This is a genomic window from Bradyrhizobium glycinis (assembly GCF_016031655.1).
GTDB classification, from domain to species: domain Bacteria; phylum Pseudomonadota; class Alphaproteobacteria; order Rhizobiales; family Xanthobacteraceae; genus Bradyrhizobium; species Bradyrhizobium glycinis.
Map to the genome: position 1 here is coordinate 71,870 of NZ_JACCHQ010000001.1, position 20,469 is coordinate 92,338.

Consider the following 20,469-nt stretch of genomic DNA (forward strand, 5'->3'; position numbering starts at 1 on the left):
ATGGCCAACGCGCAGCTCCAATCCGTGCTCGACCACATCGACAAGGATTTCGATAACAGCCTGGAGCGCCTGTTCTCGTTGTTGCGGATCAAATCGATCTCGGCCGATCCCGCCTTCGCCGATGATTGCAAGGCTGCCGCCGAGCATCTCGCCAAGGACATCGCCAGCCTCGGTGTTGCCACCGAGGTGAGGCCGACCGCGGGTCATCCCGCCGTCGTCGGCAAGACCGGCGCGGGCGCGCGGCCGCACGTGCTGTTCTACGGCCATTACGATGTGCAGCCGGTCGACCCGCTCGATCTCTGGCACCGTCCGCCGTTCGAGCCCGTCGTCACCGATCATGCCGACGGTCGCAAGATCATCGTCGCGCGTGGCGCCGAGGACGACAAAGGGCAGGTGATGACGTTCGTCGAGGCCTGCCGCGCCTGGAAGAAGGTGACGGGCTCGCTGCCGGTCGACGTCACCTTCCTGATCGAGGGCGAGGAGGAGGTCGGCTCGAAGAACTTCGTGCCCTTCATCGAGGCCAACAAGGACGAGTTCAAGGCCGATTACGTGCTGGTGTGCGACACCGGCATGTGGGACCGCAACACGCCGGCGATCACGACCTCGCTGCGCGGCCTGCTTTATGAAGAGCTCAAGATCACCGCCGCCAATCGCGATCTGCATTCCGGCGTGTTCGGCGGCACCGCGATGAACCCGATCCGCCTGCTCACGAAAATCCTGGGCGGCCTGTTCGACGACGACAACCGCATCACCATCCCCGGCTTCTATGACGGCGTGAAGGACACGCCGCCCGACATCCTGGAGCAGTGGAAGAAGCTCGATTTCACGCCCGAGACCTTTCTCAAGCCGGTCGGGCTGTCGCTCCCGGCCGGCGAGAAGGGCAGGCTGCTGGTCGAGCAGGCCTCGACGCGCCCGACCTGCGACGTCAACGGCATCTGGGGCGGCTATATCGGCGAGGGCTCCAAGACCGTGATCCCCTCGCATGCCTCGGCCAAGGTCTCGTTCCGCCTGGTCCAGGGCCAGGACCCGCAAAAGATCCGCAAGGCCTTCCGCGATTACGTGACGGCCCGCATTCCCGGCGACTGCAAGGTCGAGTTCGGCGACCATTCCGCCGCGCCTGCGGTCGCGCTCGACTGGACCATGAAGCCGCTCGCCGCCGCCAGCAAGGCGCTCACCGAGGAATGGGGCAAGGAGACCGTACTGATGGGCTCGGGCGCCTCGATCCCGATCGTCGCCGACTTCAAACGTACGCTCGGCCTCGACTCGCTGCTGGTGGGGTTTGGCCTCGACGACGACAACATCCACTCGCCGAACGAGAAATACGACCTGCAGAGCTTCCAGAAAGGCATCCGCTCCTGGGCAAGGATCCTCGCCGCACTGGCGGAGGTGAAATAGGCACGGTGCCGCAGGGTGGGCAAAGGCGCAACGCGCCGTGCCCACCACCTCTCTGAGATGACGAAGGAAGAAAACGTGGGCACGCTTCGCTTTGCCCACCCTATGAGAGCATTTGCACGAAGACTCTATCCCCGTCATTGCGAGCGCAGCGAAGCAATCCAGACTGTCTCCGCGGAGGAATTCTGGATTGCTTCGCTCCGCTCGCAATAACGACTCAAATAAAAACGCCGCCCGGAATTGGGCGGCGTTTCATTCCAATACGTGCAGAGGTAGTTCGTCGGAAACACTACCTCAATTTCGTGAAAATCTCAAGACCTGTAGCCGGGATTGACGCGGTCGAGCTTGCGCAGCAACGGCGGCCACACGAGATTGGTGGCGCGCAGCTCGGCGCGGTCGCGGTTGGACAAGAGTTCGGTGTTCTTCTCGATCGCGGTGTCGTCGACCGGATAGACCGGCGTGCCGAGCGCGCGCGTGCGCACCTGCATCGAGCAGGCGCGCTCGAGGTGGTACATGCGCTCGAACGCGGAGGCGACCGAGCGGCCGACCGTCAGCGTGCCGTGATTGCGCAGGAGCATGTGGTTGTGGTCGCCGAGATCCTTCTGCAGCCGCGGCCGCTCCTCGTGGTCGAGCGCGATGCCTTCATAGTCGTGATAGGCGAGGTCGTGGGTGACGAGCTGGGCGGTCTGGTTCAGGGGCAAGAGGCCTTCCGCGCTGCTCGACACCGCGGTTCCGTCGAGGGTGTGGAGATGCAGCACGCAGATCGCGTCCTCGCGCACCTCGTGGATCGCCGAATGGATGGTGAAACCGGCGGGGTTGATGCTGTACTCGCTCTCGGAGAGCTGATTGCCGTGCAGGTCGACCTTGACGAGGCTGGAAGCCGTGATTTCCTCGAACATCAGCCCGTAGGGATTGATGAGGAAGTGATGGTCGGGACCGGGCACGCGCGCGGAGATGTGGGTGTCGACCAGATCGTCCCAGCCGTACAGCGCGACCAGGCGATAGCATGCGGCGAGATCGACCCGTTGCTGCCACTCCGCCTCCGTCATGTTGGAGGGGACTTCCCTCAGGCGAGCTTCTGCTGGCGACATGGCTGATCTCTCCGAACCTCGTTGTTGCGGAACAGGAGCGTAGTCGCGGGGGAGGCTTGCGGCAAGGCGCGAGGAGCGTGGCTGTCAAGCGTAGCCCGCATGGAGCGAAGCGGAATGCGGGGCCTCACGAGCGATCCCGGATTTCGCTTGCGCTCCATCCTGGCCACGGTCGAGAGAAGATTATTACGGCGCCGGGATCGACAGTAGGCTGGAAATGCTGCGGCCCCGGATGTCGTAGACGCGCGCGAACACCACGTCGTCGCGCTTGATCTCGACCATGACCGGGGCGGTGAGGCCCTTGCAGTAGAATTCGCCGAGCGTCATGGCGAAATCGGCCGCGTTGGAATCCCAGCCGATGGTGAAGTCGGGCCCGAGCGCGACCTGGGCCGGGCGCTGCGGACCGCACACCGCGACCTTCCATTTGCGGTTGCCGGGCGGCACTTCCTGGCGCTCGACGAGCTGCTCGCGCAATCCGTCGGAGGCCTGCTTCAAGGCAAGGCCCCAATAATCCAGCATAAAGCGGTCGTCGGCGCCGCGCACGGTGCCGGCAATGTGGTTGAAGTGCGTGTACTGATAGGGGTGCAGCCGGATCATCTCGGCGAGCGACAGCGCGAGGCCGAAGCAGAAGGTGGCGAGCACGACCGGCTGCCAGGTGCGGTGATTGGCGCGCAGGCGCTCCATGGTCCAGGCGAAGGCGACGCCGCCGAGCACCGCCATCGGCGGGATCACGAAGACGAAATGGCGGATGCCGTTGTAGAGCGCCGGGCGCTTCACCATCGCGATCGCGAGCGGCAGGGTCGCAGCCAGCGTCAACATCAGGAGGATGGTCTTGCGGCGCGCCGGAACCTCGCGCCGCGGCAGCATGGCGAAGGTGCTGACGATCGCACCGCCCATCAGAACCAGCATGACCTCGGGCAGCTGCAGGGCGAACAGCGTCGGCAGATACGACCAGGGCATGTCGGGCACCGACACGATCGCACCGTCGAACATTTCCTTCCACGGCTTCTCGAAGAAATGCGAGAAGTAGGTCAGCGCCTCGAAGGGATTGCCGGGCTCCATGATCGACCACGGCCAGATCAGGCCCATCACGAGGTAGCCGAGCACGAGGCCGGGCAGCAGCACATAGACGACGTGGGCGAAGCGGCGAACCGACTCGCGCAGACCTTCGGTGCGCAATTCCTCCAGGAACAGCGGCACGAAGCCGACCACGGCGTAGACGAGCGCAAGTCCGCCGAGAACACGGCAGCCGAGCGAAAGGCCGGCCCCCAAGCCGACGATCAGGATCGTGCGCGGCGATGGCTGCGGATATTCCTCGGCGAGCCGGACGAGGCCGAGCATCAGGACGATCATGGCGACCGCGAAGGGTGCATCCTTCGGGTTCATGAACATGTGGCCGTAAAAGATCGGGCAGAGCGCAAGCAGAAGCAGCGCGGCAAGACCCGCGAGTGGTCCGCCGATGCGGCGGCCGAGCCGCCACGTTACGGCAAGCCCGATCACGCCGACGATGGCGCCGACCAGACGGCGGGTCTCGAACAGCTCGAGCGGAATGACCTTGTGCAGCAGGGCCGCGACCATGTCGAAGCCGCCACCATACATGTAGAGATTGGCGAAGGAGAGCGCCGCGGTGTCCTTGAAACCGGAACCGAACATGCGCAGCAGCAGGTCGGCATATTCGGCGTGGGTGTAGTCGTCCCAGCCGAGCCCGTAATCGCGGAAGGTCAAGCCCGCAATGACGGCGACCGCGGCCAGCACCAGTATGGCGAGATCGTCGCAAGTCCGTTCGATCGAGCGCCGCTGAGGCGTGTCGATCGCCGAAGTCGTGATGGATGTCATGGCTATCGGTGCCCCGGAATCCCCTTTTGGCCCTGCTGGCGCGCGCGGGCCTCAACCCCGGACTCCCTATAGCGCAGTTCCATTACCAAGTAATTGGGCATTATGGCTAAATTCCTGATGCGACGCAGCAATTCCGGTTGGCACCAATTCAGACGACTTGCGAGCAGCTTTAGCAGTAGCGAGCCCCGGCTGAAGGGAATGTGAATAAGTCCCTGATTTCCTTCCCTTTAGGAACACCGCCCAGAATTGGCCGTTGGCGTGGAACAGCGTAAGACGGTATCGTGGCGTAGCGGTTCTCGCGCGTGATGCGCGGCCGGGGGTGAGTTCGATGAACTTGGCATTGCTGATCGTGGGGATTTGCGCCGTGCTGGCGGGTCTCCTCGCGGTGATTTTCGGCATGACGATCAGGGAATTCACCCTCGGTGGGACCCTCATAATCTCCGGTACCATTGGCGTCTGCTCCGGAATGTTACTGGTCGGCCTGCATCTGGTGCTGCTCGAGCTCAGGGGCATCGCGCGCCGGCTGGCCGGTGCGGTCGCGCCCTCCGAGGTTCGGGTCAGGCCGGCGCTTCCGGGCCTCGCCGTGCCTGGCGCAGTCGCGCCCGAGCCCGTGCCCGCTGCGGCGGCGAGAGCCGAGCCGGCGCCGCCGCCACCGCCCGCAAGTCCGCCGCCATGGCGAAGCGAAGCTGCACCGCGCGAGCGTCCGCGTGCCGAGGCACCGCAGCAGGAGCCGGAAGCCCCGATACCGCCTCCCGCTCCGGAAGCGCCGCGCCGGCGCAACCTGCTGTTCGCCTCGACCTCGCGCAAGGCGCGCGAGCGCGCGGAGGCAGAATCCACTGAAATTGGCCCGCCGCCCGCGGAGGCCAGTGAGGCCCCGAACCTTTCGCCACCTGCGAGCTTCGACGTGGCCTGGCCGAAGCCGGATCGTGCGCGCCCGCCGGAGCCGCCGGCCGCTCCGCGCCGTCCGACTCCGCCGCCGCGCTCGCCGTCGACGTTCGCGGAGACCGCTCCTGCGCCGGCACCGGAGCCGCCGCCGGTGGAGCCCGCACCCGTGACGGTGCTCAAGTCCGGCGTCGTCGATGGCATGGCCTATTCGCTCTATTCCGATGGTTCCATCGAGGCGCAGATGCCGGAGGGCATGATGCGCTTTGCCTCGATCGACGAGCTCCGCGCCCATCTCGACCAGCGCGCTTGAGGCGGTCCGCGCTGAAGTAAAGCGGCGCCTTTCGCCAGTAATCAGCGCATCGTCGTCAGTTGTCGTGTATCAGCCGAATGTATTCTTGACAGGGAATACTTCGGTGTCGTCAATCCCGTAGCCACGAGCGGACGAGGGAGGGGCGCATGTCGGATGCGGGGGCGAAGAATTTCATCGAGCTGACTGCCAGCATCGTGTCGGCCTATCTCAGCAACAATCCGACGCCGGCGACCGAGATTCCGAACCTGATCAGTCAGGTGCACGGCGCCTTGGTGCGGGTCTCGTCAGGCCGCACCGAGACCGCGCCGCTGGAGCCGGCCAAGCCTGCGGTCTCGCTCAAGAAGTCGATCGCGCCCGATTATCTCGTGTGCCTCGAAGACGGCAAGCGTTTCAAGTCGCTGAAACGCCATCTGCGCACGCAGTACAATATGACGCCGGAGCAATACCGCGAGAAGTGGGGCTTGCCGGCCGACTATCCCATGGTCGCCCCGAACTATGCGGTGGCGCGCTCACAGCTGGCCAAGCAGATGGGCCTGGGGCAGCAGCAGCGGAAGCGGAAGTAAGATTGCTATGACGCCTCGGCGAGCGCCTCTCGCGCATCGGTCTTGATGCGCTCGACCATCGAGCGCAGGCCGTTGGAGCGCTGCGGCGTCAGATGGTCGCGGAAGCCGAACTCGTTGAACACGGCGATCGCGTCGGTGTCGAGGATCTCCCGCGGCGTGCGGCCCGAATACAGCGCCAGCACGATCGCGACCAGCCCGCGCACGATATGAGCGTCGCTGTCGCCGCGATATTTCAGGACCGGCTCGCCATTGCTGCGATCGACCGTTTTCTGCAGCCAGACCTGGCTGACGCAGCCCTGCACCTTGTTCTCGGCCGAGTGTTCCGCCTCCGGCATCGGTTCCAAAGTGCGGCCGAGCTCGATGACGTACCGGTAGCGGTCGTCCCACTCGTCCAGAAGTTCGAAATTATCCCTGATTTCGTCGATCGTCGTCATATCGGCCCGCAGTTCCCGTTAAGGCCAATATAGGGACGCGAAGCCCTGAAATCGATAGGGCTTGGACGCTAATTCGCCGGCCCTGGTCCGCGCCATTCGAGCGCAAGGTCGTCCTGGGTCAGGGTATCGCGCGGCGCCTCGCTCGCGGCAAGATCGCCTTCGCCGGCCAGCGCGATCGAGCCGGTATGGTCGGGCGCCTTCTTGTTGTCGTTCTTGCCGCCATCGTTCTTGTCGTTGGTGATCTGCTCTTTCTTGTCGTTGATGATCTGATAGAGCTTCTTCGCGCCGTCCTGGGCGCGCTGGCCGATGATGGTCGCGGCCTGGCCGCCGACCTCGCAGGCCGCCGGCTGGCGCTTGCAGAACTGGGTCACGTCGGAAACGGCCGCGGTCGCGGCCTGTACCGCATCGGCGGCGCCGATCTGCGGCAGCTTCTCCGATTCGGGCGTCTTGTCCCGCGGCAGGAGCACCAGCACCAGCCCGAGCCAGAATGTGATGCGAAGCAGAAAGCGCATCTTATCGACCTGTCCGTTAGGCTCCGCCCGCGGCGATCTCCCGCGGATGTCGGACCTAGCAATCCTCGATAAATCGCAAGTGATTGCCTTGAGCTTAATTCGCGGAAAATTGACGCAAGATTCTTCGGGAGCGACGTTCCGGTAAATTTTCGATTGACGCCCACACCGGTGTTTCTGCCGACTGCCCCGCATCCACCAATTCGAAACCATGCGGAGCGCGGTGAAACCCTGCGTTCACCATTCGCAGCGAAGACGTCGCCAAATCGTCTAAAAAGCTCCGCGATAACGCGGTGTCCGGCCACACGCTGTGCCGCCTTAGCACTCGTTTAAGGTCGCTCTGACACGGTGGCTCAACGACAAGGAGGCGTTCCGGCGCGTCTTCCAAGAGACGATTGAGCCGAAGCGCGAGACCCGTGACAGTTTTGAGTATCATCCGCGATTGTCTCGATGCACTGCTGCATCCCTCCGCGCGCTACGATGCGCTGATGCGCGCGCGCCATCGCGCCTTCATGGCACCGCGGCTGCTCGGCAGCCTCGCCGCCTTCGCCGCATTCCCGGTCTATCTCGCCATGCGCGGCGCGCCGAGCGGGATCGAGGTCGCGGCCTTTGCCTGGCTGATCGCGCCGATCATGTTGTCCTGGTTCCTGTCGCGCACCGGCCGTTACGAGGGCGCGCATGTGCTGTCATCGCTGGCGCTCGCCGGCCTGATCATGGCCGTCGCGATCACGACGGGCGGCATCGAATCCTTCGCCGCGGTCTGGCTGGTCGTGGTTCCGCTCGAAGCTGCGCTGTCGGCTTCGCGCCGCGTCGCGGCGTTCGCCTCGCTGCTCGCGCTGTCCTGCGCGGGAATGCTGATCCTGCTCAGCCAGCTCGGTTGGCTGCCGGTGGTTGAGCCGAGTGCCGCCGAGCGCGGCGTGCTGATGGCCTTCGGCGTCGCGTCTGCCACTCTTTATGCCGCCGGCCTCGCCTTCGGCGCGGAATCGCTCGCGCGCACCAGTGTCGCGCTTCTGTCGCGCGAGGAGGAGCGTTACCGCCTGTTGGCGCGCAACATGAGCGATGTCATTTCGCGGCATCAGCGCAACGGTGCGGTGCAATTCATCTCGCCGGCGGTGGAGGCCATGCTCGGCATGCAGGTGGCGCAACTGCTCGGCCACGGCCTGTTCGACCGCGTCCATGTCGCCGATCGGCCGGCCTATCTCACGGCCCTATCCGACGCGGCGCGCGGCGAGGTGCGCAGCGTCGAGTTCAGGCTGCGGCGCGAGCCCGTCGCCGAGCGCGGTCAGGTCGATTTCATCTGGGTCGAGATGCGCTGCCGCCCGCTCGATCAGGACAGGGCGCGTGACGTCACGAGCGAAGCCGAAGTCGTTGCGGTGATGCGCGACGTCACCGACCGCAAGCTTTTCGAGCAGGCGCTGGATCAGGCGCGCAGCGCCGCCGAGGCGGCCGATGCCGCCAAGACGCGCTTCCTTGCCACCATGAGCCACGAGCTGCGCACGCCGCTCAACGCCATCATCGGCTTCTCCGAGATGATCGCGCAGGAGCAGGCCTTGATGCTGGGTGCTGCGCAGCGCAAGGAATACGCCCAGCTGATCAACGATTCCGGCCAGCATCTGCTGTCGGTCGTCAACGGCATCCTGGACATGTCGAAGATGGAATCGGGCAATTTCGAGATTGCGTCCGAGCCGTTCGCGCCGCGCGCTGCGCTATTGCATTGCTGCAATCTGCTGGCGCTGAAGGCGCGGGAGAACGGCATCGACCTGATCACAGACGCGCCGCAGGACCTGCCCGTCATGACCGGCGATCCCAGGGCCTTCAAGCAGATCGTGCTCAACCTCGTCGCCAACGCCATCAAGTTCACCGAGCGCGGCGGTCAGGTCTGCGTCTCGGCCGCGGTGTCCGGCTCGCAGCTGACGCTGCGCGTCAGCGACACCGGTGTCGGCATCGCGCCCGACGATCTCAAGCGCATCGGCGCGCCGTTCTTCCAGACCGGCACGACCTATCAGCGCCGTCACGAGGGCACCGGCCTTGGACTTTCGATCGTGAAGAGTCTCGTGGCGTTGCATCTCGGTGAATTGACGGTACAAAGCAGGTTAGGCGAGGGCACGGCGGTCACCGTCAAGTTGCCGCTCGTCTACACGCCGCCGCAAGTCAAGCCGGCCGAGCGCAAGATTGCGACGCTGACGCCTGTGCTGCGCCAGGATCTTCAAGGTCAGGACCTTCAAGACCAAGCTCACGATCAGTCTCAGGACCAACCCGCTCTGGTGAAGAAAAGTGCCTAAGAAGTCTGCCAAGGACGAAGCCGCCCCGCGCCGCCGTGGCGCCAAGGACAGTGCCAAGGCTGCGGTCATCGATGTCGAGACCGAGCGCAACCTCGTGATGCGCGTGCTGCTGCACAGCCCCAAGGACACGATGGCAGGCCTCGTCGCCGTCGCTGCGATCGCCGCGATCGTTGCCAATGCGCTGTTCCTCCAGACCGGCCGGCACCCCGCGCCGATGTTCGGCACGGTGATCAATCTTCCCGCGCCGTCGTCCGTGCCGCTGTCGAATCCCATGCCGCGTCCGCGCCCCGTCGGCGCCGATACGTCGCCGCTCGAGCCGCGCGCGACCGAGTTCCGCGTCGAGCCCAAACCTGCCGAGCCAAAACCTGCCGAGCGTGCCGCCGAGAAGCCGGCCGAAAAGCCGGTCGACGCGACCGCCTCGACGCGCTCGAACGATCCGATGACCAATCTGGTCAAGGCGACCACCTCGACACCGCCCGCGGCCCTGCGTCCGCCGGCGCCGATCCCGGCGCAAAGCCCGGCCGCACGCCGCATTGCCGGCGTGCAGCGCGCGCTGTCCGAATATGGCTACGGCAATCTGAAGATCACGGGCAGCATGAGCAGCGAGACCCAGGCCGCGATCCAGAAGTTCGAGCGCGAGCACAAGATGCAGGTCACCGGGCAGGTCTCCGACCGCCTGCTGCGCGAGCTCGCCGCTGCGATCGGCCACCCGGTCGAATGATTGTCACGCTCGCGCGCAAGGCTGGTGCTGATGGTGGCACTGGCCTATCGTGCGATTCATGCGTTTGAAATCCAATATATGGGTGGCGGCTTACCTCCGCCGCTGCCAGACCGAAGGCGTGTTCGGCGCGGTGCGGCGTCGCGGTGCCGAGGAGGCAGGCGCGGTGTTCGTGAAGGTGTCGCTGCTGGACGGCAATGCCATGCTGTATGCGCCGGCGCCGCAGACCGTCTATGACGACGGTCGCCCCATCGATCGCTTCTTCGTGCCGGTCGCGCCGCAGCCTCTACCGGAGCACACGATCGAGGAGCGGCTGATCAAGGAAATCCGCTTCGATCCGGATGCTTGGATCGTCGAGACCGAGGACCGCGCCGGGCGGCATTTTCTGGAATTGGCGAAGGCGTAGCTATGGGCCCACCGTCATTGCGAGCGCAGCGAAGCAATCCAGAAACTTTTCCCCGGAGGGACTCTGGATTGCTTCGCTGCGCTCGCAATGACGAGGTTGGAGCTCGTTTCGTGCCCAGCGCTCAGCGTCGCCGCCTATTGATGCCGCGTAAGCAAATCAGCGATCCGACGAACCAGTCCCCGTCCGCACCGCTGGGCTGGACCCGGGCTGCACGCCCGGTCGCGTCTGGCTCGCGCCTGCGCGGGCGCGCTGGCGCTCGCCGTCATGCAGCGCCGACTGGTACTTCGCGCGGGTGACCGCGAGCGTCGAGCCGCGCCAGGCCGCCAGCATCACCAGCGCCGATCGCTCGGCGAGGCGGTCGTAGAGCCGCGACAGACGGTACACGGCGTTCACGGACGTTCCGATCTCCGGCTTGAAGAACAAGAGGATGCGCTGGAACACCGGGCTCGGCATGTCGAGCGCGCGCGCGGCGACCGCAAGCGCCTCGCCGCCGGCATCATCGACGATCTGGGCTGCGACGCGCGAGGGCAGGATCAGGCTGTCGCCGAGCTCGAAGGTGAAGTTTTCGATATCGCCTGCGATCGCCGCCATCTCCAGGATCTGGATCGCGCGCTTGGCGCGCACGGTCGGAATACGGGGGGCGGCCTTCAGCGGGGTCTGCGCCAGATTGTGCAGGATCAGCGTGCGCTCGGAGGCGTCGGCGCGGAAGAACATGTCGTGGATCTCGGCCGCTTCCTTCGGCTGCATCGCCATGTTGGCGGCCATGCGCTGCTCGGCCTCGGTCGGCACGCGCGCTGGAGCGGGCGCGACCGGCGGGGCGGGGATCTCCCGGGCCAGTGGAATCCTGGGGCCTTCCTGGCTCGCGACCAGGCCGAGCTTCTGCAGGATCGGGACGGGCGTCTGCGGATAGACCGCGAGCCGCGCCTTGACGGCTGCGCGCGTCGCGTCGTCGACCTGGTCGATCAGCCGCGTGGCGAGCTCGACGAATTGCCGCTGCTCGTCGTCGCTGTGGGTGCTGGTCTGGACGTAAAGGTCGGTCAGCACGCGCAGCAGCGTCGGGCGGACATCGACACCTTCGCGACGGGACAGGGTCATCAGCCCGTCGAATCCGGGAAACAGCGACTTGGTCATGGAGGCGTACGCAACTCGGGAAAGACTTGGGGCGAGCCTACCGCAGCTTCGTTTAAAGCCTCGTTAAGGAAAACGAGGCGTGAAGCCGGCCCTGCAATTTGAGCCGTTGTCGTGCCGCAACGGGACGGCGCGGCGCGGTCCGTGCGGCTACGGTCGAAGGGGCGCGTTTACACCCCGTTAACCATGAGCTGATCTTAATGAATGCATGTTGCTGGGGCGCGTTCGGTCGCGCGGCAATTGAAGAGAGCTGACATGGGGACCATCATCGAATTTCCGGCCGGTCGCCGGGTGGGCTCGTCCGGGGATGTCGCTCCGCGCGCGGACATGGGAACGGTCGTGATCCTTCCCGTGATCCGTATCGAGCGTGAGGCGGACGAAACCAGTGGCGATCGCGGGCCGGAGCAGGGCACAGCGCCGGGGCGCCGTCGTCGCCGTCGCTGACATCCGGCTTCATGCAATGTCGGACTTCATCCGCCAGATCCGGCCTGTCCTGTCGGCCGTCCTGCTCACGCTGTTAGGCGCGTTGCTCGCGGCGTGTAGCGGCGGCGACTTCGGCCGCACCCGCGAGAGCATGCGCAGCGACGACATGCATCGCTGGCTCGGTGCGGAGGTCACCTCCAGCGTCGGCCTGAAGCCATCGCAATTCCAGCTCACCGACGAAGAGCGCCAGCTTCGCGATCTCGCCTATCCCATGATCGAGCCGCCGCTGTCGCGCCCCGCATGGAAGAGCGTGTTCGGCGACTACAAGACGCTGCCCTCGCCGTGGCGGCAGAAGGTCGTGTTCGACCGCACCATGTATGGGCGCACGCTGATCGACGAGCCGCACCGTTCGCATTCCTCGCGCTATGCGCAGCTGATCGAGGACGTGCGCAACGACATCACCCGCTTCGAACCGTTCTTCGCATCCGCGATCCGCGTCATCGATCTCGATAGGAAGCGCGATGCCAGCATGGCGCGCGTCTCCGCGCTCTCGCCAAGGGAGAGAGACGACGCGGTCGCGCGCATGCAGGAGAACTCGCTGATCATCCAGTGGGTGCAGCAATGCCTGGAGCAGCGCATCTCGTCCTACCGCTGGGCGCTGGAGCGCCTGGTGATCCAGGCACCTGACGGCATGGCCGCCGATGCCGACCGCCTGATCGGCGAGCTCGCCGCCCAGACCGCCAATCCGCCGGTCCAGGGGCAACCGCCCTACGGTCGCGCGGTGGTCTCGAAGGGCTGAGGGGTCGCGCCCAGTTCCGCCGGAACAGGGCTGCCGAACCTATGCCAGCTGTGGCGCTCACCGTTCAGCCTAAGGCCGAATCGCCCTGATTGGCGCTTGTTCTTCCCGGCCATATCGATAGGATTGCACTGTTACCACCAAGTCATTTTGCACGAAGGTCTATTGCGATGAGCAGCAATTCCGGGATGCGGCTTGAGGTCCGTCGAAACTCCACGCCTGCGCGAAAAGTGCTGGTTCTTGCCATTCTCTTGGGATCGGCCGGCTCGGCCGCCGCGCTGACCAAGGAGGCCGCGGTCGAGAACTGCCGGATGACCGTGGGCAAGCCGATCGTGCAAGCCTGCATGCAGGCCCAAGGCGGTCGCAAGGCCGGCGCCGACATCGAGGGGTGCCGCGCCAAGGCCTCGCCGCAGGTCAGGGCCTGCGTGATGGCGGCACTCAATGCCGCCAACGGCCGGGCCAATGTCGCCGTCGAGCTGCCGAAGGAAGCGGCGCCGAAGCTGGAGCCCGGCACCGCACTGCCGAAGGGCTTCATCGCGCCGCCCCGCACCATCGCCGACATCACGGCGATCCTCGATAGCGAGAAGCCGAACGAGAAGCTGATTTTGGAGCTGAAAGCGGACGCCGATTCCACGCCCACGGGCAAGGAATCGCGCGCAGATCTCGCCCAGTTCTATTTCGATCGCGCCAATGCGCGTGCGCAGCTTGGTCGGCTTGCTGAATCCATTGCGGATGCCAGCAAGGCCGTCGAGGTCGGCCGCGGCGCGGTCGAGCCTCAGCTGATGGGCCGCTTGCAGCAGCTCCTCTCGCTGCAATACGCCGCAGCCGGCGATCCAAAGCGGTCGATGGAGGTGATCCAGAGGTTGTTGCGTGAGACCGCCACCCAGAAAGGCGCAAAAGGATACCAATTGAGCGCCAACCGGTCCGTTGTCGGCAACCTCATCCAGATGGGCGATGTCGCCCAGGCGGAAGCGTATCTGCGTCGCACACAGGCCGCAATCCAGGAGGCGCGCACAAGCGGTCATCCGGGGTGGCGCGCCTCCTATGCGCGCCTCGGGCAGAACTGGGAAGCGGAGTTCGAAGCGACCAGGGCGATGATCTTCGAAGCGCGCGGGCAGTTCGCGGAGGCCGAGGCCGCCTATCGCGTGGCCGAGCAGCGCAAGCGGGCCGGCATGAAGGGCGTGATGGACTCGGACAATCCGCCGGCAGAAACCGTCTTCCTGCAGTCGGTCGACAACCTGGTGCTCAGTCAGGCCCGCATGAAGGCGCGGCAAGGCCGGCTTGCCGAAGCCGAGGTCGATGCCCGCCGCGCTCTGCTGGCGCGACTGAAGGACACCGGCAAATACAATCCGGTGACGCCGCGCTACGTCATGGGCCTTGCCGGCATTCTGGTCGAACAGGGCCGCTATGGGGAAGCCGAGCAGCTCGGCCGCGTCGCCCTGGAGATCAACAACACCGTCGGTGTTCCCGACGATTCTCAATCCACCGTGCAATTGCTGTCGCAACTGGCCGGCATCCTGACGCTCCAGCGCAAGGTGGCTGAAGCCAACGCGATATACGCGGCGATCGACAAGGCGATTGCCAATTGGGAGCCGCAGCGCCGCCAGGTGTTCGAGCTCAATCCGTCGCGCATTCTCTCGCTCTATTCGTCCGGCCAGCTCGAGGCCGGCATCGCCGCGGCCGAGCAATTGGTGAAGAAGCAGGTCGGGCGCGTCGGCGAAAATCATTTCGATGCGGCCTCGGCGCGCGGCACGCTGGCGGTCGGTCTGATGCGGGCGCGGCGCGATGCCGAGGCGATCCGCGAATTCAAGGCCGCCATCCCGGTCATGATGGCGAGTGCGCGGGAAAACGCCGACGACGAGAACACCACCGTGGTCGCCGCGCGCAGCCAGCGCCTGCAGAGCATCGTGGAAAGCTATTTCGTGCTGCTTGCACGCACCGAAGCTGCAAGCGGCGGGGTGGGCGAGGAGACCTTCAGTCTCGCGGACGCCGTCCGCGGCCGTTCGGTCCAGCAGGCGCTGGCGGCTTCCAGTGCGCGCGCGGCAGCAAAGGATCCCGCGCTCGCCGAACTCGTGCGCAAGGAGCAGGATCTGACCAAGCAGGTCAATGCGCAGCTTGGGACGCTCAACAACGTGCTGGCGCTTCCGTCAACCGAGCGGGACGAGAAGAGCGTGCAGCAGATCCAGGCCTCGATCGCCGCCTTGCGTACCGAACGCGACAGGGCGCGCCAGGAGATCAAGCAGAAGTTTCCGGTCTACGCCGATCTCGTCTCCCCGAAGCCGCCCAGCGTCGCCGAAATCCGCGCGACGCTCGCCGATGGGGAGGCGATGTTGTCGTTCTATTTCGGCCAGAGCGGCAGTTTCGTCTGGGCCGTGCCGAAATCGGGCCCGGTGGCGTTCGCCGCGGTCAACGCCAGGATCGGCGATATCGAGACCAAGATCCGCAAGCTGCGCGAGGCGCTCGAGCCGCAGGCGGCGATGATCTCGGACATTCCGCCGTTCGATCTCAAGCTCGGCTACGAGCTCTACGAGCTGCTGCTGAAGCCGGTCGAGAGCGGATGGAAGCCGGCCAAGAACCTGATCGTCGTGACCAACGGCGCTCTCGGACTTCTGCCGCTGTCCTTGTTGCCGACGGCACCGGCGGAGGTGGCCGCCGACGAGGACCCGCTCTTCGTCGGCTATCGCAACGTGCCTTGGCTGGCGCGAACCCATGCCGTGTCGACGGTGCCCTCGGCTGCGGCGTTGCGCACGTTGCGGCAATTGCCGCCGGGCAAGCCCGGCCGCGCCGACCTCGTGGCCTTTGGCGATCCCTATTTCAACGGCGAGCAGCAGGCCGAGGCGGAAGGCGGCGGAGAGAAGGTTCAGCTCGCCGACGCCGGCGGCAACATCACGCGCGGCGGTCCGCTGAAGCGGCGCAACAGTCCCAAGCTCGAAGGCATCGACAGCGCCGAGCTCGGTCTGTTGCCCCGTTTGCCCGACACCGCCGACGAGTTGAAATCGATCGCATTGGCACTGCAGGCGGACCCTTCCAAGGTGCTGTTCCTCGGCAAGAGTGCGACCGAGAGCGCGGTGAAGACCATGAATCTGTCCGGCTTCAGGATCCTGGCCTTTGCCACCCATGGGCTCGTCCCGGGTGAGCTGAACGGGCTGACGCAGCCGGCACTCGCTCTGTCGTCGCCGGCGGTGACGGGCGAGGGCGGCGACGGTCTCCTGACCATGGAGGAGATTCTCGGCCTCAAGCTGGACGCGGACTGGGTTATCCTGTCGGCCTGCAACACCGGGGCAGGAGCCGGCGCCGGTGCAGAGGCCGCATCCGGGCTCGGGCGCGCCTTCTTCTACGCCGGAACGCGCGCGCTGCTGGTGACGAACTGGTCGGTGCATTCACAGTCGGCGCGGCAATTGGTGACCGACCTGTTCAAGCGGCAGGCCGACGATCCCAAATTGTCACGCAGCGAGGCGCTGCGCCAGGCCGCGATGGCGCTCGTCGATGGCCCGGGTTATCTCAACGGCGAAGGCAAGACCGAGTTTGCCTATGCGCATCCGCTGTTCTGGGCGCCGTACACGATCATCGGCGATGGCGGCTTGCGTTGACGGGATGGGAAAGGGGGGCAGGGAAATGAAGCGGAATATGTTGCTCGGGTTTGTGGCTGCAGCTTTGCTCGTCTCTGCGCCATCGCGTGCCACGCTGTTGATCACGGAAGAGGAAGCCAAGCTGCCGCCTCCCAAGGGAGCGGTTGCCGTCGAACAGCGCGGTATCCTGCGGGGCCCCAAGGTCGAGTTCGTCTCGCCGGGCAAGGCGGCAAGCTCGCCGCTGCCGCTGGTGTTGAAATTTCTGTCCTATGGCGGGGCGAAGATCGACCCGGACTCGGTCAAAGTGATCTTCCTCCGCACGCCGAATGTCGACCTGACCCCTAGGGTCAAGCCCTTCGTGCAGGCTGACGGCATCAACATGAAGGATGCGGAGCTGCCGCCTGGCGAATACACGGTGCGCGTCGATATCAAGGACAGCGATGGCCGGCCGGGCACGGCCGTCTTCACCCTGAAGGTCGCGCCAAAGTGACGTGCGTCCAAGTGACCTGCCCCTACTGCCGGTCCGAAAGTGCCGAGGGTGCGTTGGTCTGCGCTTCGTGCGGGCGCGATATCGCCATTCCCACCATGGTGCTTGCCGAGCGCGACGATCTCTTGCGCAAGCGCGACGAACTGCGCGATGAATTGAAACGGGCCAGAGACGAGATCGAAACCATCACAAGGCGAAGGAAGTCGCGCTAGCGATGGAATGTCCTTTCTGCGCCGAGACGATCAAGGACGAGGCCATCGCGTGCAAGCATTGTTCGCGCGACTTGCGCGTCGTACGGCCGACCCTTCTCGAGATCGACGAGATCGTGGCCGAGCTGGACAAGCTCAGGCGGGATCTCGATCGCGTCAACGTCCGTCTCGAGCGCTACAACAATCCGTTGCGCTACTACGGAACGCATGCGGTGCTCTATGTTGCGATCCCATCCCTGCTGCTGGTGATCGCGCATGTGCTCGTAACCATCACCTTCAACCTCTCCCCGATCCCGCTTCGGATCGCCTCGATCGCTGTGCCGCTCTTGTTCGGATTGATCGCCTATCCGCTACACAGGGTCTACTTCCTGGCGGCATTCGTGCTCGCGCTTCTCACCGCTTGTGTCAGCATCCTGGCGATGCTGACGATCACCGGGCTCCACGATCATGTTCCGATCCTTCCGACCGTATGGATCGAATGGCGGGAGGTGTTCGAATATGGCGCCAGCATCCTGCTCGCCTTCGTCTCGGGCAACATTCTCAGTGTCGTGATCTTCCAGACAGTGCCGCGCGTGCTGACCCAGGGCGGCAAGCCGAACGCGTTCGCCTTCCGCATGGCGCGTCTGCTGGGGCAGCATGTCGGGGAGGAGCAGCTGCGCCGCCGCGCCCGCTTGATGCAGAACCTCATGCAGACCTTGGGGCCGCTGGCCGGCGTTGCCGCGACCGGTATAGGCTCGATCTATGCGGGGTTGAAGGGCTTGCTGGGATAGCTGAACCTTCCGAAGCGCGCTTGCCGGCCTATCGCGCTTCCACCACTTCGCCGTCTTCCTTCACGAAGCGGCCGACCGGATTGTCCAGGAGATCGATCACGGCCTCCGACGGCCGGCACAAGCGCGTGCCCTTTGGCGTCACCACGATCGGGCGGTTGATGAGAATGGGATGGGCGACCATGAAATCGAGGAGCTCGTCATCGCTCCATTTGGGATCGTCCAGGCCGAGCTCCTTGTAGGGCGTTCCCTTCTCGCGCAGCAGCGCGCGAACCGGAATGCTCATGGCCGCGATCAGCTCCTTGAGCTTGTCCCGCGAGGGCGGCGTCTTGAGATATTCGACGACGACGGGTTCAGTGCCGCTCTGCCGGATCATCGCCAGCGTGTTGCGCGAGGTGCCGCAGGCGGGGTTGTGATAGATCGTGACGGTCATCGAACTGTCTCCGTGATTGCGATCGAGGCGGACGCGCGTGAGCGTCCGAGCAGCCAGTGCATCAGCAGCATGCCGGCGAACGCTCCGCACAGCTCGGCAATGATGAAGCCGGGCAGGTCGGCGGGGCGTATCCCCGAGAACGTATTGGTCAGGGACCTCGCAATGGCCACCGCCGGATTGGCGAACGAGGTGGAGGCCGTGAACCAATAGGCCGCAGTGATGTAGAGGCCGACCAGCCAGGGGATCGCCGTCCGCTGAAACCGGATGCCGGCCAGGATCGTCGCGACCAGGCCGAAGGCCGCGACCGCTTCGGCGAACCATTGCGGCCCTCCGGTGCGGACCTTCGTCGAGAGCTCGAGCAGCGGCAGGCCGAACATCAGATGCGCCGCCATCGTTCCCGCGATTCCGCCGGCGATCTGCACGGCAATATAGAACGCAGCCTCATGTCCCGAAAGCTCGCGCTTGCCGGTGAAGACGAGCGTCACTGCGGGATTGAAGTGTGCGCCGGAGATCGGGCCGAGCACCGTGATCAGGACAACCAGGATGGCGCCGGTCGGCAAGGTGTTGCAGAGCAGCGCAAGGGCGACGTCCTTGGTCAGCGTCTCCGCCATGATGCCGGAGCCGACCACGGTGGCGACGAGAATGCCTGTGCCGAGCGCTTCGGCCGCAAGGCGCCGCGAGAGATCGAATTTGTCCATCAGCCGGCTCGCTCCTTTCGTCTTGGCGAGCAGCACGATTGCAAAGTCTCGACGACGGGCTCGCAAACTTCAGGCCGCCCGCCGCAGCAATCGCGCAGCAGGAAGAGCGCGACGTCGCGAAATTCGACGAGATTGGCGCGATAGATGATCGAGCGGCTGTGCCGCTCGGAAGACACGAGGCGGGCGCGGCTCAGAATCGACAGATGCGCCGACAGCGTGTTTTGCGGCACCTCCAAGAGGCGCGCGAGGTCGCCGGCCGCAAGACCTTCAGGTTCGTGCCTGACCAGCGTCCGGAACGCCTCCAGACGGGTCGGTTGAGACAGCGCGGCGAGCGCCAGGACGGCTTCCTCTGTTTCCATATATCCAGATTTATGGAATTAACGCGTGAGCGTCAATCTGAAATCCTGCAGCCCCGCGTGCCTTCCTGATGACGACCGGATACCGGATACAAGCAGGTCCGCTTCGTTGTCATAGCGCTCGAAGCTGGGATGTCAAAGGGCCGCTGGCCGCGATCTGCGCTTCGGTCGGCATGGTTGACCCGGATCAAGGAATGCTTTCGGCCGCAGACTATGTTACTCAAGCTGCGTTGCAGTTCCAAAAGGTATCCAAAAGGTAAATGCACGTCTAATGCGGATCGTCCGGACCATCCTGGCTCTCGCCATCGCCATATCCCTGGCGATGCTGCCGGCTGGCGCGTCCGCTTCCAGCCTCGCGATGTCGTCGGGTGACATGCAGGCGGCCATGCAGGTCGGCGGCGACGGCGATATGGCGATGGACGATTGCTGTCCCGACATGAAGGGACCGGGCTCCGACAGCGGCTACAAGTGCGGGATGGGCTTCTGCTGTGTCGGCGGCACCGTCGCACTCGCGGACATTCGTCCCCTGGCTTTCGAATTCGTTGCCGTCGCGGCAGCGGAAACGGTTATTCCTGCCGATCAGGTCGTCGCCTCTCGCGGCGGCAGTCCTCCCTTCCGGCCTCCTCGAACTTGATCTCCCCAAAGACGCGCGCGGCCACGCCCCGCGCGGCGATGACTGATGTGCGCGTTCCTGCGTCACGGTCGAGATCAATTTCATGAGGACAGGACAATGCTTTCCAAGTTCAGCACTGCGGCTGTTGCCGCCACCCTTTCGCTCGTCACCTCGGCCGCCCTGGCCGGCGCCGGCGACTATGCTTTCGAGCCGGTCAATCCCGAGATGAAGAAGGGTGACGACGTCACGCTCGCCGTTCGCTTGACCAACAAGCAGACCGGCAAGCCGGTGCGTGATGCCGTCATCTTCAAGACGCGCGTCGACATGGCGCCGGACGGCATGGCCGAGATGGAATCGGCGGTCGCGCCGCTGCCCTCCAAGGAGCCGGGCGTCTACGCCTTCAAGACGGACCTGCCGATGGCCGGCCGCTATCAGGTCACGCTCTCGGCGAAGGTGCAGGGCGAGGCTGAGACGGTCACCGGTAAGGTCATCGTCAAGGCGACCAAGTGAGCTTTCGGGCGCCGCCGGATGGCGCCCGAACTTCTCTTTTCCCATTCACATGGACGC

The 20,469-nt window shown here is 65.1% G+C and carries 21 protein-coding genes; 13 read left to right on the top strand and 8 right to left on the bottom strand.

The window, feature by feature from the left end; genetic code table 11:
* Positions 1-1,395: a M20/M25/M40 family metallo-hydrolase gene (locus tag HZZ16_RS00320; RefSeq protein WP_197946402.1), complete on the top strand. Its 1,395-nt coding sequence runs from the start codon at positions 1-3 to the stop codon at positions 1,393-1,395.
* A 308-nt stretch (positions 1,396-1,703) separates the two neighbouring features.
* Here the strand turns inward: HZZ16_RS00320 and HZZ16_RS00325 are convergent, their stop codons facing one another.
* Together HZZ16_RS00325 and HZZ16_RS00330 are read right to left on the bottom strand one after the other, a co-directional pair.
* Positions 1,704-2,483: a class II aldolase/adducin family protein gene (locus HZZ16_RS00325; RefSeq protein WP_197946404.1), complete on the bottom strand. Its 780-nt coding sequence runs from the start codon at positions 2,481-2,483 to the stop codon at positions 1,704-1,706.
* Between the two features lie 183 nt (positions 2,484-2,666).
* Positions 2,667-4,316, bottom strand: a complete 1,650-nt coding sequence (locus HZZ16_RS00330) for a glycosyltransferase family 39 protein (protein ID WP_197946405.1) — start codon at positions 4,314-4,316, stop codon at positions 2,667-2,669.
* Between the two features lie 328 nt (positions 4,317-4,644).
* On the opposite strand from HZZ16_RS00330, the gene HZZ16_RS00335 reads away from it, so the two are divergent.
* Together HZZ16_RS00335 and HZZ16_RS00340 are read left to right on the top strand one after the other, a co-directional pair.
* Positions 4,645-5,511: a DUF308 domain-containing protein gene (locus HZZ16_RS00335; RefSeq protein WP_197946407.1), complete on the top strand. Its 867-nt coding sequence runs from the start codon at positions 4,645-4,647 to the stop codon at positions 5,509-5,511.
* Positions 5,512-5,657: 146 nt separating this feature from the next.
* On the top strand, positions 5,658-6,074 hold the full coding sequence (locus HZZ16_RS00340) for a Ros/MucR family transcriptional regulator (protein WP_007608200.1): 417 nt from the start codon (positions 5,658-5,660) through the stop codon (positions 6,072-6,074).
* Positions 6,075-6,079: 5 nt separating this feature from the next.
* Here the strand turns inward: HZZ16_RS00340 and HZZ16_RS00345 are convergent, their stop codons facing one another.
* Entirely contained in the window at positions 6,080-6,508 is a 429-nt protein-coding gene (locus HZZ16_RS00345; RefSeq protein ID WP_197946408.1) for a SufE family protein, read from the bottom strand.
* Between the two features lie 68 nt (positions 6,509-6,576).
* Positions 6,577-7,020 carry a DUF5330 domain-containing protein gene (locus HZZ16_RS00350; protein WP_197946409.1) on the bottom strand — a complete coding sequence of 148 codons (444 nt, stop codon included), beginning with the start codon at positions 7,018-7,020 and terminating at the stop codon, positions 6,577-6,579.
* A gap of 413 nt (positions 7,021-7,433) precedes the next feature.
* On the opposite strand from HZZ16_RS00350, the gene HZZ16_RS00355 reads away from it, so the two are divergent.
* From HZZ16_RS00355 to HZZ16_RS00365, 3 genes are read left to right on the top strand one after another with little or no spacing between them, the layout of a single operon-like run.
* Positions 7,434-9,299, top strand: a complete 1,866-nt coding sequence (locus HZZ16_RS00355) for a PAS domain-containing sensor histidine kinase (RefSeq protein ID WP_197946410.1) — start codon at positions 7,434-7,436, stop codon at positions 9,297-9,299.
* Entirely contained in the window at positions 9,292-10,020 is a 729-nt protein-coding gene (locus HZZ16_RS00360) for a peptidoglycan-binding domain-containing protein (RefSeq protein ID WP_197946411.1), read from the top strand. The genes HZZ16_RS00355 and HZZ16_RS00360 overlap by 8 nt, the downstream gene beginning before the upstream one ends.
* 58 nt (positions 10,021-10,078) lie before the next feature.
* Positions 10,079-10,423, top strand: coding sequence for a DUF1491 family protein (locus HZZ16_RS00365; RefSeq protein WP_197946412.1), 345 nt, complete (start codon positions 10,079-10,081; stop codon positions 10,421-10,423).
* Between the two features lie 156 nt (positions 10,424-10,579).
* Here HZZ16_RS00365 and HZZ16_RS00370 read toward each other — a convergent pair whose 3' ends face one another.
* Positions 10,580-11,554: a DUF2336 domain-containing protein gene (locus HZZ16_RS00370; protein ID WP_197946413.1), complete on the bottom strand. Its 975-nt coding sequence runs from the start codon at positions 11,552-11,554 to the stop codon at positions 10,580-10,582.
* Between the two features lie 252 nt (positions 11,555-11,806).
* On the opposite strand from HZZ16_RS00370, the gene HZZ16_RS00375 reads away from it, so the two are divergent.
* The 5 genes from HZZ16_RS00375 to HZZ16_RS00400 all read left to right on the top strand — a co-directional run bounded on the left by HZZ16_RS00375 (position 11,807) and on the right by HZZ16_RS00400 (position 17,805).
* Positions 11,807-11,995, top strand: a complete 189-nt coding sequence (locus tag HZZ16_RS00375; protein ID WP_172784191.1) for a hypothetical protein — start codon at positions 11,807-11,809, stop codon at positions 11,993-11,995.
* Positions 11,996-12,011: 16 nt separating this feature from the next.
* Positions 12,012-12,773: a hypothetical protein gene (locus HZZ16_RS00380; RefSeq protein WP_197946415.1), complete on the top strand. Its 762-nt coding sequence runs from the start codon at positions 12,012-12,014 to the stop codon at positions 12,771-12,773.
* A gap of 167 nt (positions 12,774-12,940) precedes the next feature.
* The gene (locus HZZ16_RS00385; protein ID WP_246509898.1) at positions 12,941-16,360 is read left to right on the top strand and encodes a CHAT domain-containing protein; all 3,420 of its coding nucleotides are present in this window, start codon (positions 12,941-12,943) and stop codon (positions 16,358-16,360) included.
* Between the two features lie 37 nt (positions 16,361-16,397).
* Positions 16,398-16,829, top strand: coding sequence for a hypothetical protein (locus tag HZZ16_RS00390; protein WP_246509900.1), 432 nt, complete (start codon positions 16,398-16,400; stop codon positions 16,827-16,829).
* A gap of 211 nt (positions 16,830-17,040) precedes the next feature.
* The gene (locus HZZ16_RS00400; RefSeq protein ID WP_197946420.1) at positions 17,041-17,805 is read left to right on the top strand and encodes a hypothetical protein; all 765 of its coding nucleotides are present in this window, start codon (positions 17,041-17,043) and stop codon (positions 17,803-17,805) included.
* A 28-nt stretch (positions 17,806-17,833) separates the two neighbouring features.
* Here HZZ16_RS00400 and arsC read toward each other — a convergent pair whose 3' ends face one another.
* Genes arsC through HZZ16_RS00415 form a run of 3 tightly spaced genes read right to left on the bottom strand, consistent with a single transcriptional unit; the run spans position 17,834 to position 19,292 of the window.
* The gene (gene arsC, locus HZZ16_RS00405; protein WP_197946422.1) at positions 17,834-18,235 is read right to left on the bottom strand and encodes an arsenate reductase (glutaredoxin); all 402 of its coding nucleotides are present in this window, start codon (positions 18,233-18,235) and stop codon (positions 17,834-17,836) included.
* Positions 18,232-18,933, bottom strand: coding sequence for an aquaporin (locus HZZ16_RS00410; protein ID WP_197946424.1), 702 nt, complete (start codon positions 18,931-18,933; stop codon positions 18,232-18,234). The genes arsC and HZZ16_RS00410 overlap by 4 nt, the downstream gene beginning before the upstream one ends.
* Positions 18,933-19,292, bottom strand: coding sequence for an ArsR/SmtB family transcription factor (locus HZZ16_RS00415; RefSeq protein WP_197946425.1), 360 nt, complete (start codon positions 19,290-19,292; stop codon positions 18,933-18,935). The genes HZZ16_RS00410 and HZZ16_RS00415 overlap by 1 nt, the downstream gene beginning before the upstream one ends.
* Before the next feature lie 268 nt (positions 19,293-19,560).
* Here HZZ16_RS00415 and HZZ16_RS00420 point away from each other — a divergent pair, with 268 nt between their 5' ends.
* Together HZZ16_RS00420 and HZZ16_RS00425 are read left to right on the top strand one after the other, a co-directional pair.
* Positions 19,561-19,923, top strand: a complete 363-nt coding sequence (locus tag HZZ16_RS00420) for a hypothetical protein (protein WP_197946426.1) — start codon at positions 19,561-19,563, stop codon at positions 19,921-19,923.
* A gap of 96 nt (positions 19,924-20,019) precedes the next feature.
* Positions 20,020-20,412: a FixH family protein gene (locus HZZ16_RS00425; RefSeq protein WP_197946427.1), complete on the top strand. Its 393-nt coding sequence runs from the start codon at positions 20,020-20,022 to the stop codon at positions 20,410-20,412.
* Positions 20,413-20,469 lie beyond the last annotated feature (57 nt).

What these genes read in the sequence shown, in the direction of transcription:
- HZZ16_RS00320 (WP_197946402.1), top strand. Translation starts at nt 1, where the DNA reads ATGGCCAACGCGCAGCTCCAATCCGTGCTCGACCACATCGACAAGGAT.
- HZZ16_RS00325 (WP_197946404.1), bottom strand. Translation starts at nt 2,483, where the DNA reads ATGTCGCCAGCAGAAGCTCGCCTGAGGGAAGTCCCCTCCAACATGACG.
- HZZ16_RS00330 (WP_197946405.1), bottom strand. Translation starts at nt 4,316, where the DNA reads ATGACATCCATCACGACTTCGGCGATCGACACGCCTCAGCGGCGCTCG.
- HZZ16_RS00335 (WP_197946407.1), top strand. Translation starts at nt 4,645, where the DNA reads ATGAACTTGGCATTGCTGATCGTGGGGATTTGCGCCGTGCTGGCGGGT.
- HZZ16_RS00340 (WP_007608200.1), top strand. Translation starts at nt 5,658, where the DNA reads ATGTCGGATGCGGGGGCGAAGAATTTCATCGAGCTGACTGCCAGCATC.
- HZZ16_RS00345 (WP_197946408.1), bottom strand. Translation starts at nt 6,508, where the DNA reads ATGACGACGATCGACGAAATCAGGGATAATTTCGAACTTCTGGACGAG.
- HZZ16_RS00350 (WP_197946409.1), bottom strand. Translation starts at nt 7,020, where the DNA reads ATGCGCTTTCTGCTTCGCATCACATTCTGGCTCGGGCTGGTGCTGGTG.
- HZZ16_RS00365 (WP_197946412.1), top strand. Translation starts at nt 10,079, where the DNA reads ATGCGTTTGAAATCCAATATATGGGTGGCGGCTTACCTCCGCCGCTGC.
- HZZ16_RS00370 (WP_197946413.1), bottom strand. Translation starts at nt 11,554, where the DNA reads ATGACCAAGTCGCTGTTTCCCGGATTCGACGGGCTGATGACCCTGTCC.
- HZZ16_RS00375 (WP_172784191.1), top strand. Translation starts at nt 11,807, where the DNA reads ATGGGGACCATCATCGAATTTCCGGCCGGTCGCCGGGTGGGCTCGTCC.
- HZZ16_RS00380 (WP_197946415.1), top strand. Translation starts at nt 12,012, where the DNA reads ATGTCGGACTTCATCCGCCAGATCCGGCCTGTCCTGTCGGCCGTCCTG.
- HZZ16_RS00385 (WP_246509898.1), top strand. Translation starts at nt 12,941, where the DNA reads ATGAGCAGCAATTCCGGGATGCGGCTTGAGGTCCGTCGAAACTCCACG.
- HZZ16_RS00390 (WP_246509900.1), top strand. Translation starts at nt 16,398, where the DNA reads ATGTTGCTCGGGTTTGTGGCTGCAGCTTTGCTCGTCTCTGCGCCATCG.
- HZZ16_RS00400 (WP_197946420.1), top strand. Translation starts at nt 17,041, where the DNA reads ATGGAATGTCCTTTCTGCGCCGAGACGATCAAGGACGAGGCCATCGCG.
- arsC (WP_197946422.1), bottom strand. Translation starts at nt 18,235, where the DNA reads ATGACCGTCACGATCTATCACAACCCCGCCTGCGGCACCTCGCGCAAC.
- HZZ16_RS00410 (WP_197946424.1), bottom strand. Translation starts at nt 18,933, where the DNA reads ATGGACAAATTCGATCTCTCGCGGCGCCTTGCGGCCGAAGCGCTCGGC.
- HZZ16_RS00415 (WP_197946425.1), bottom strand. Translation starts at nt 19,292, where the DNA reads ATGGAAACAGAGGAAGCCGTCCTGGCGCTCGCCGCGCTGTCTCAACCG.
- HZZ16_RS00420 (WP_197946426.1), top strand. Translation starts at nt 19,561, where the DNA reads ATGCGGATCGTCCGGACCATCCTGGCTCTCGCCATCGCCATATCCCTG.
- HZZ16_RS00425 (WP_197946427.1), top strand. Translation starts at nt 20,020, where the DNA reads ATGCTTTCCAAGTTCAGCACTGCGGCTGTTGCCGCCACCCTTTCGCTC.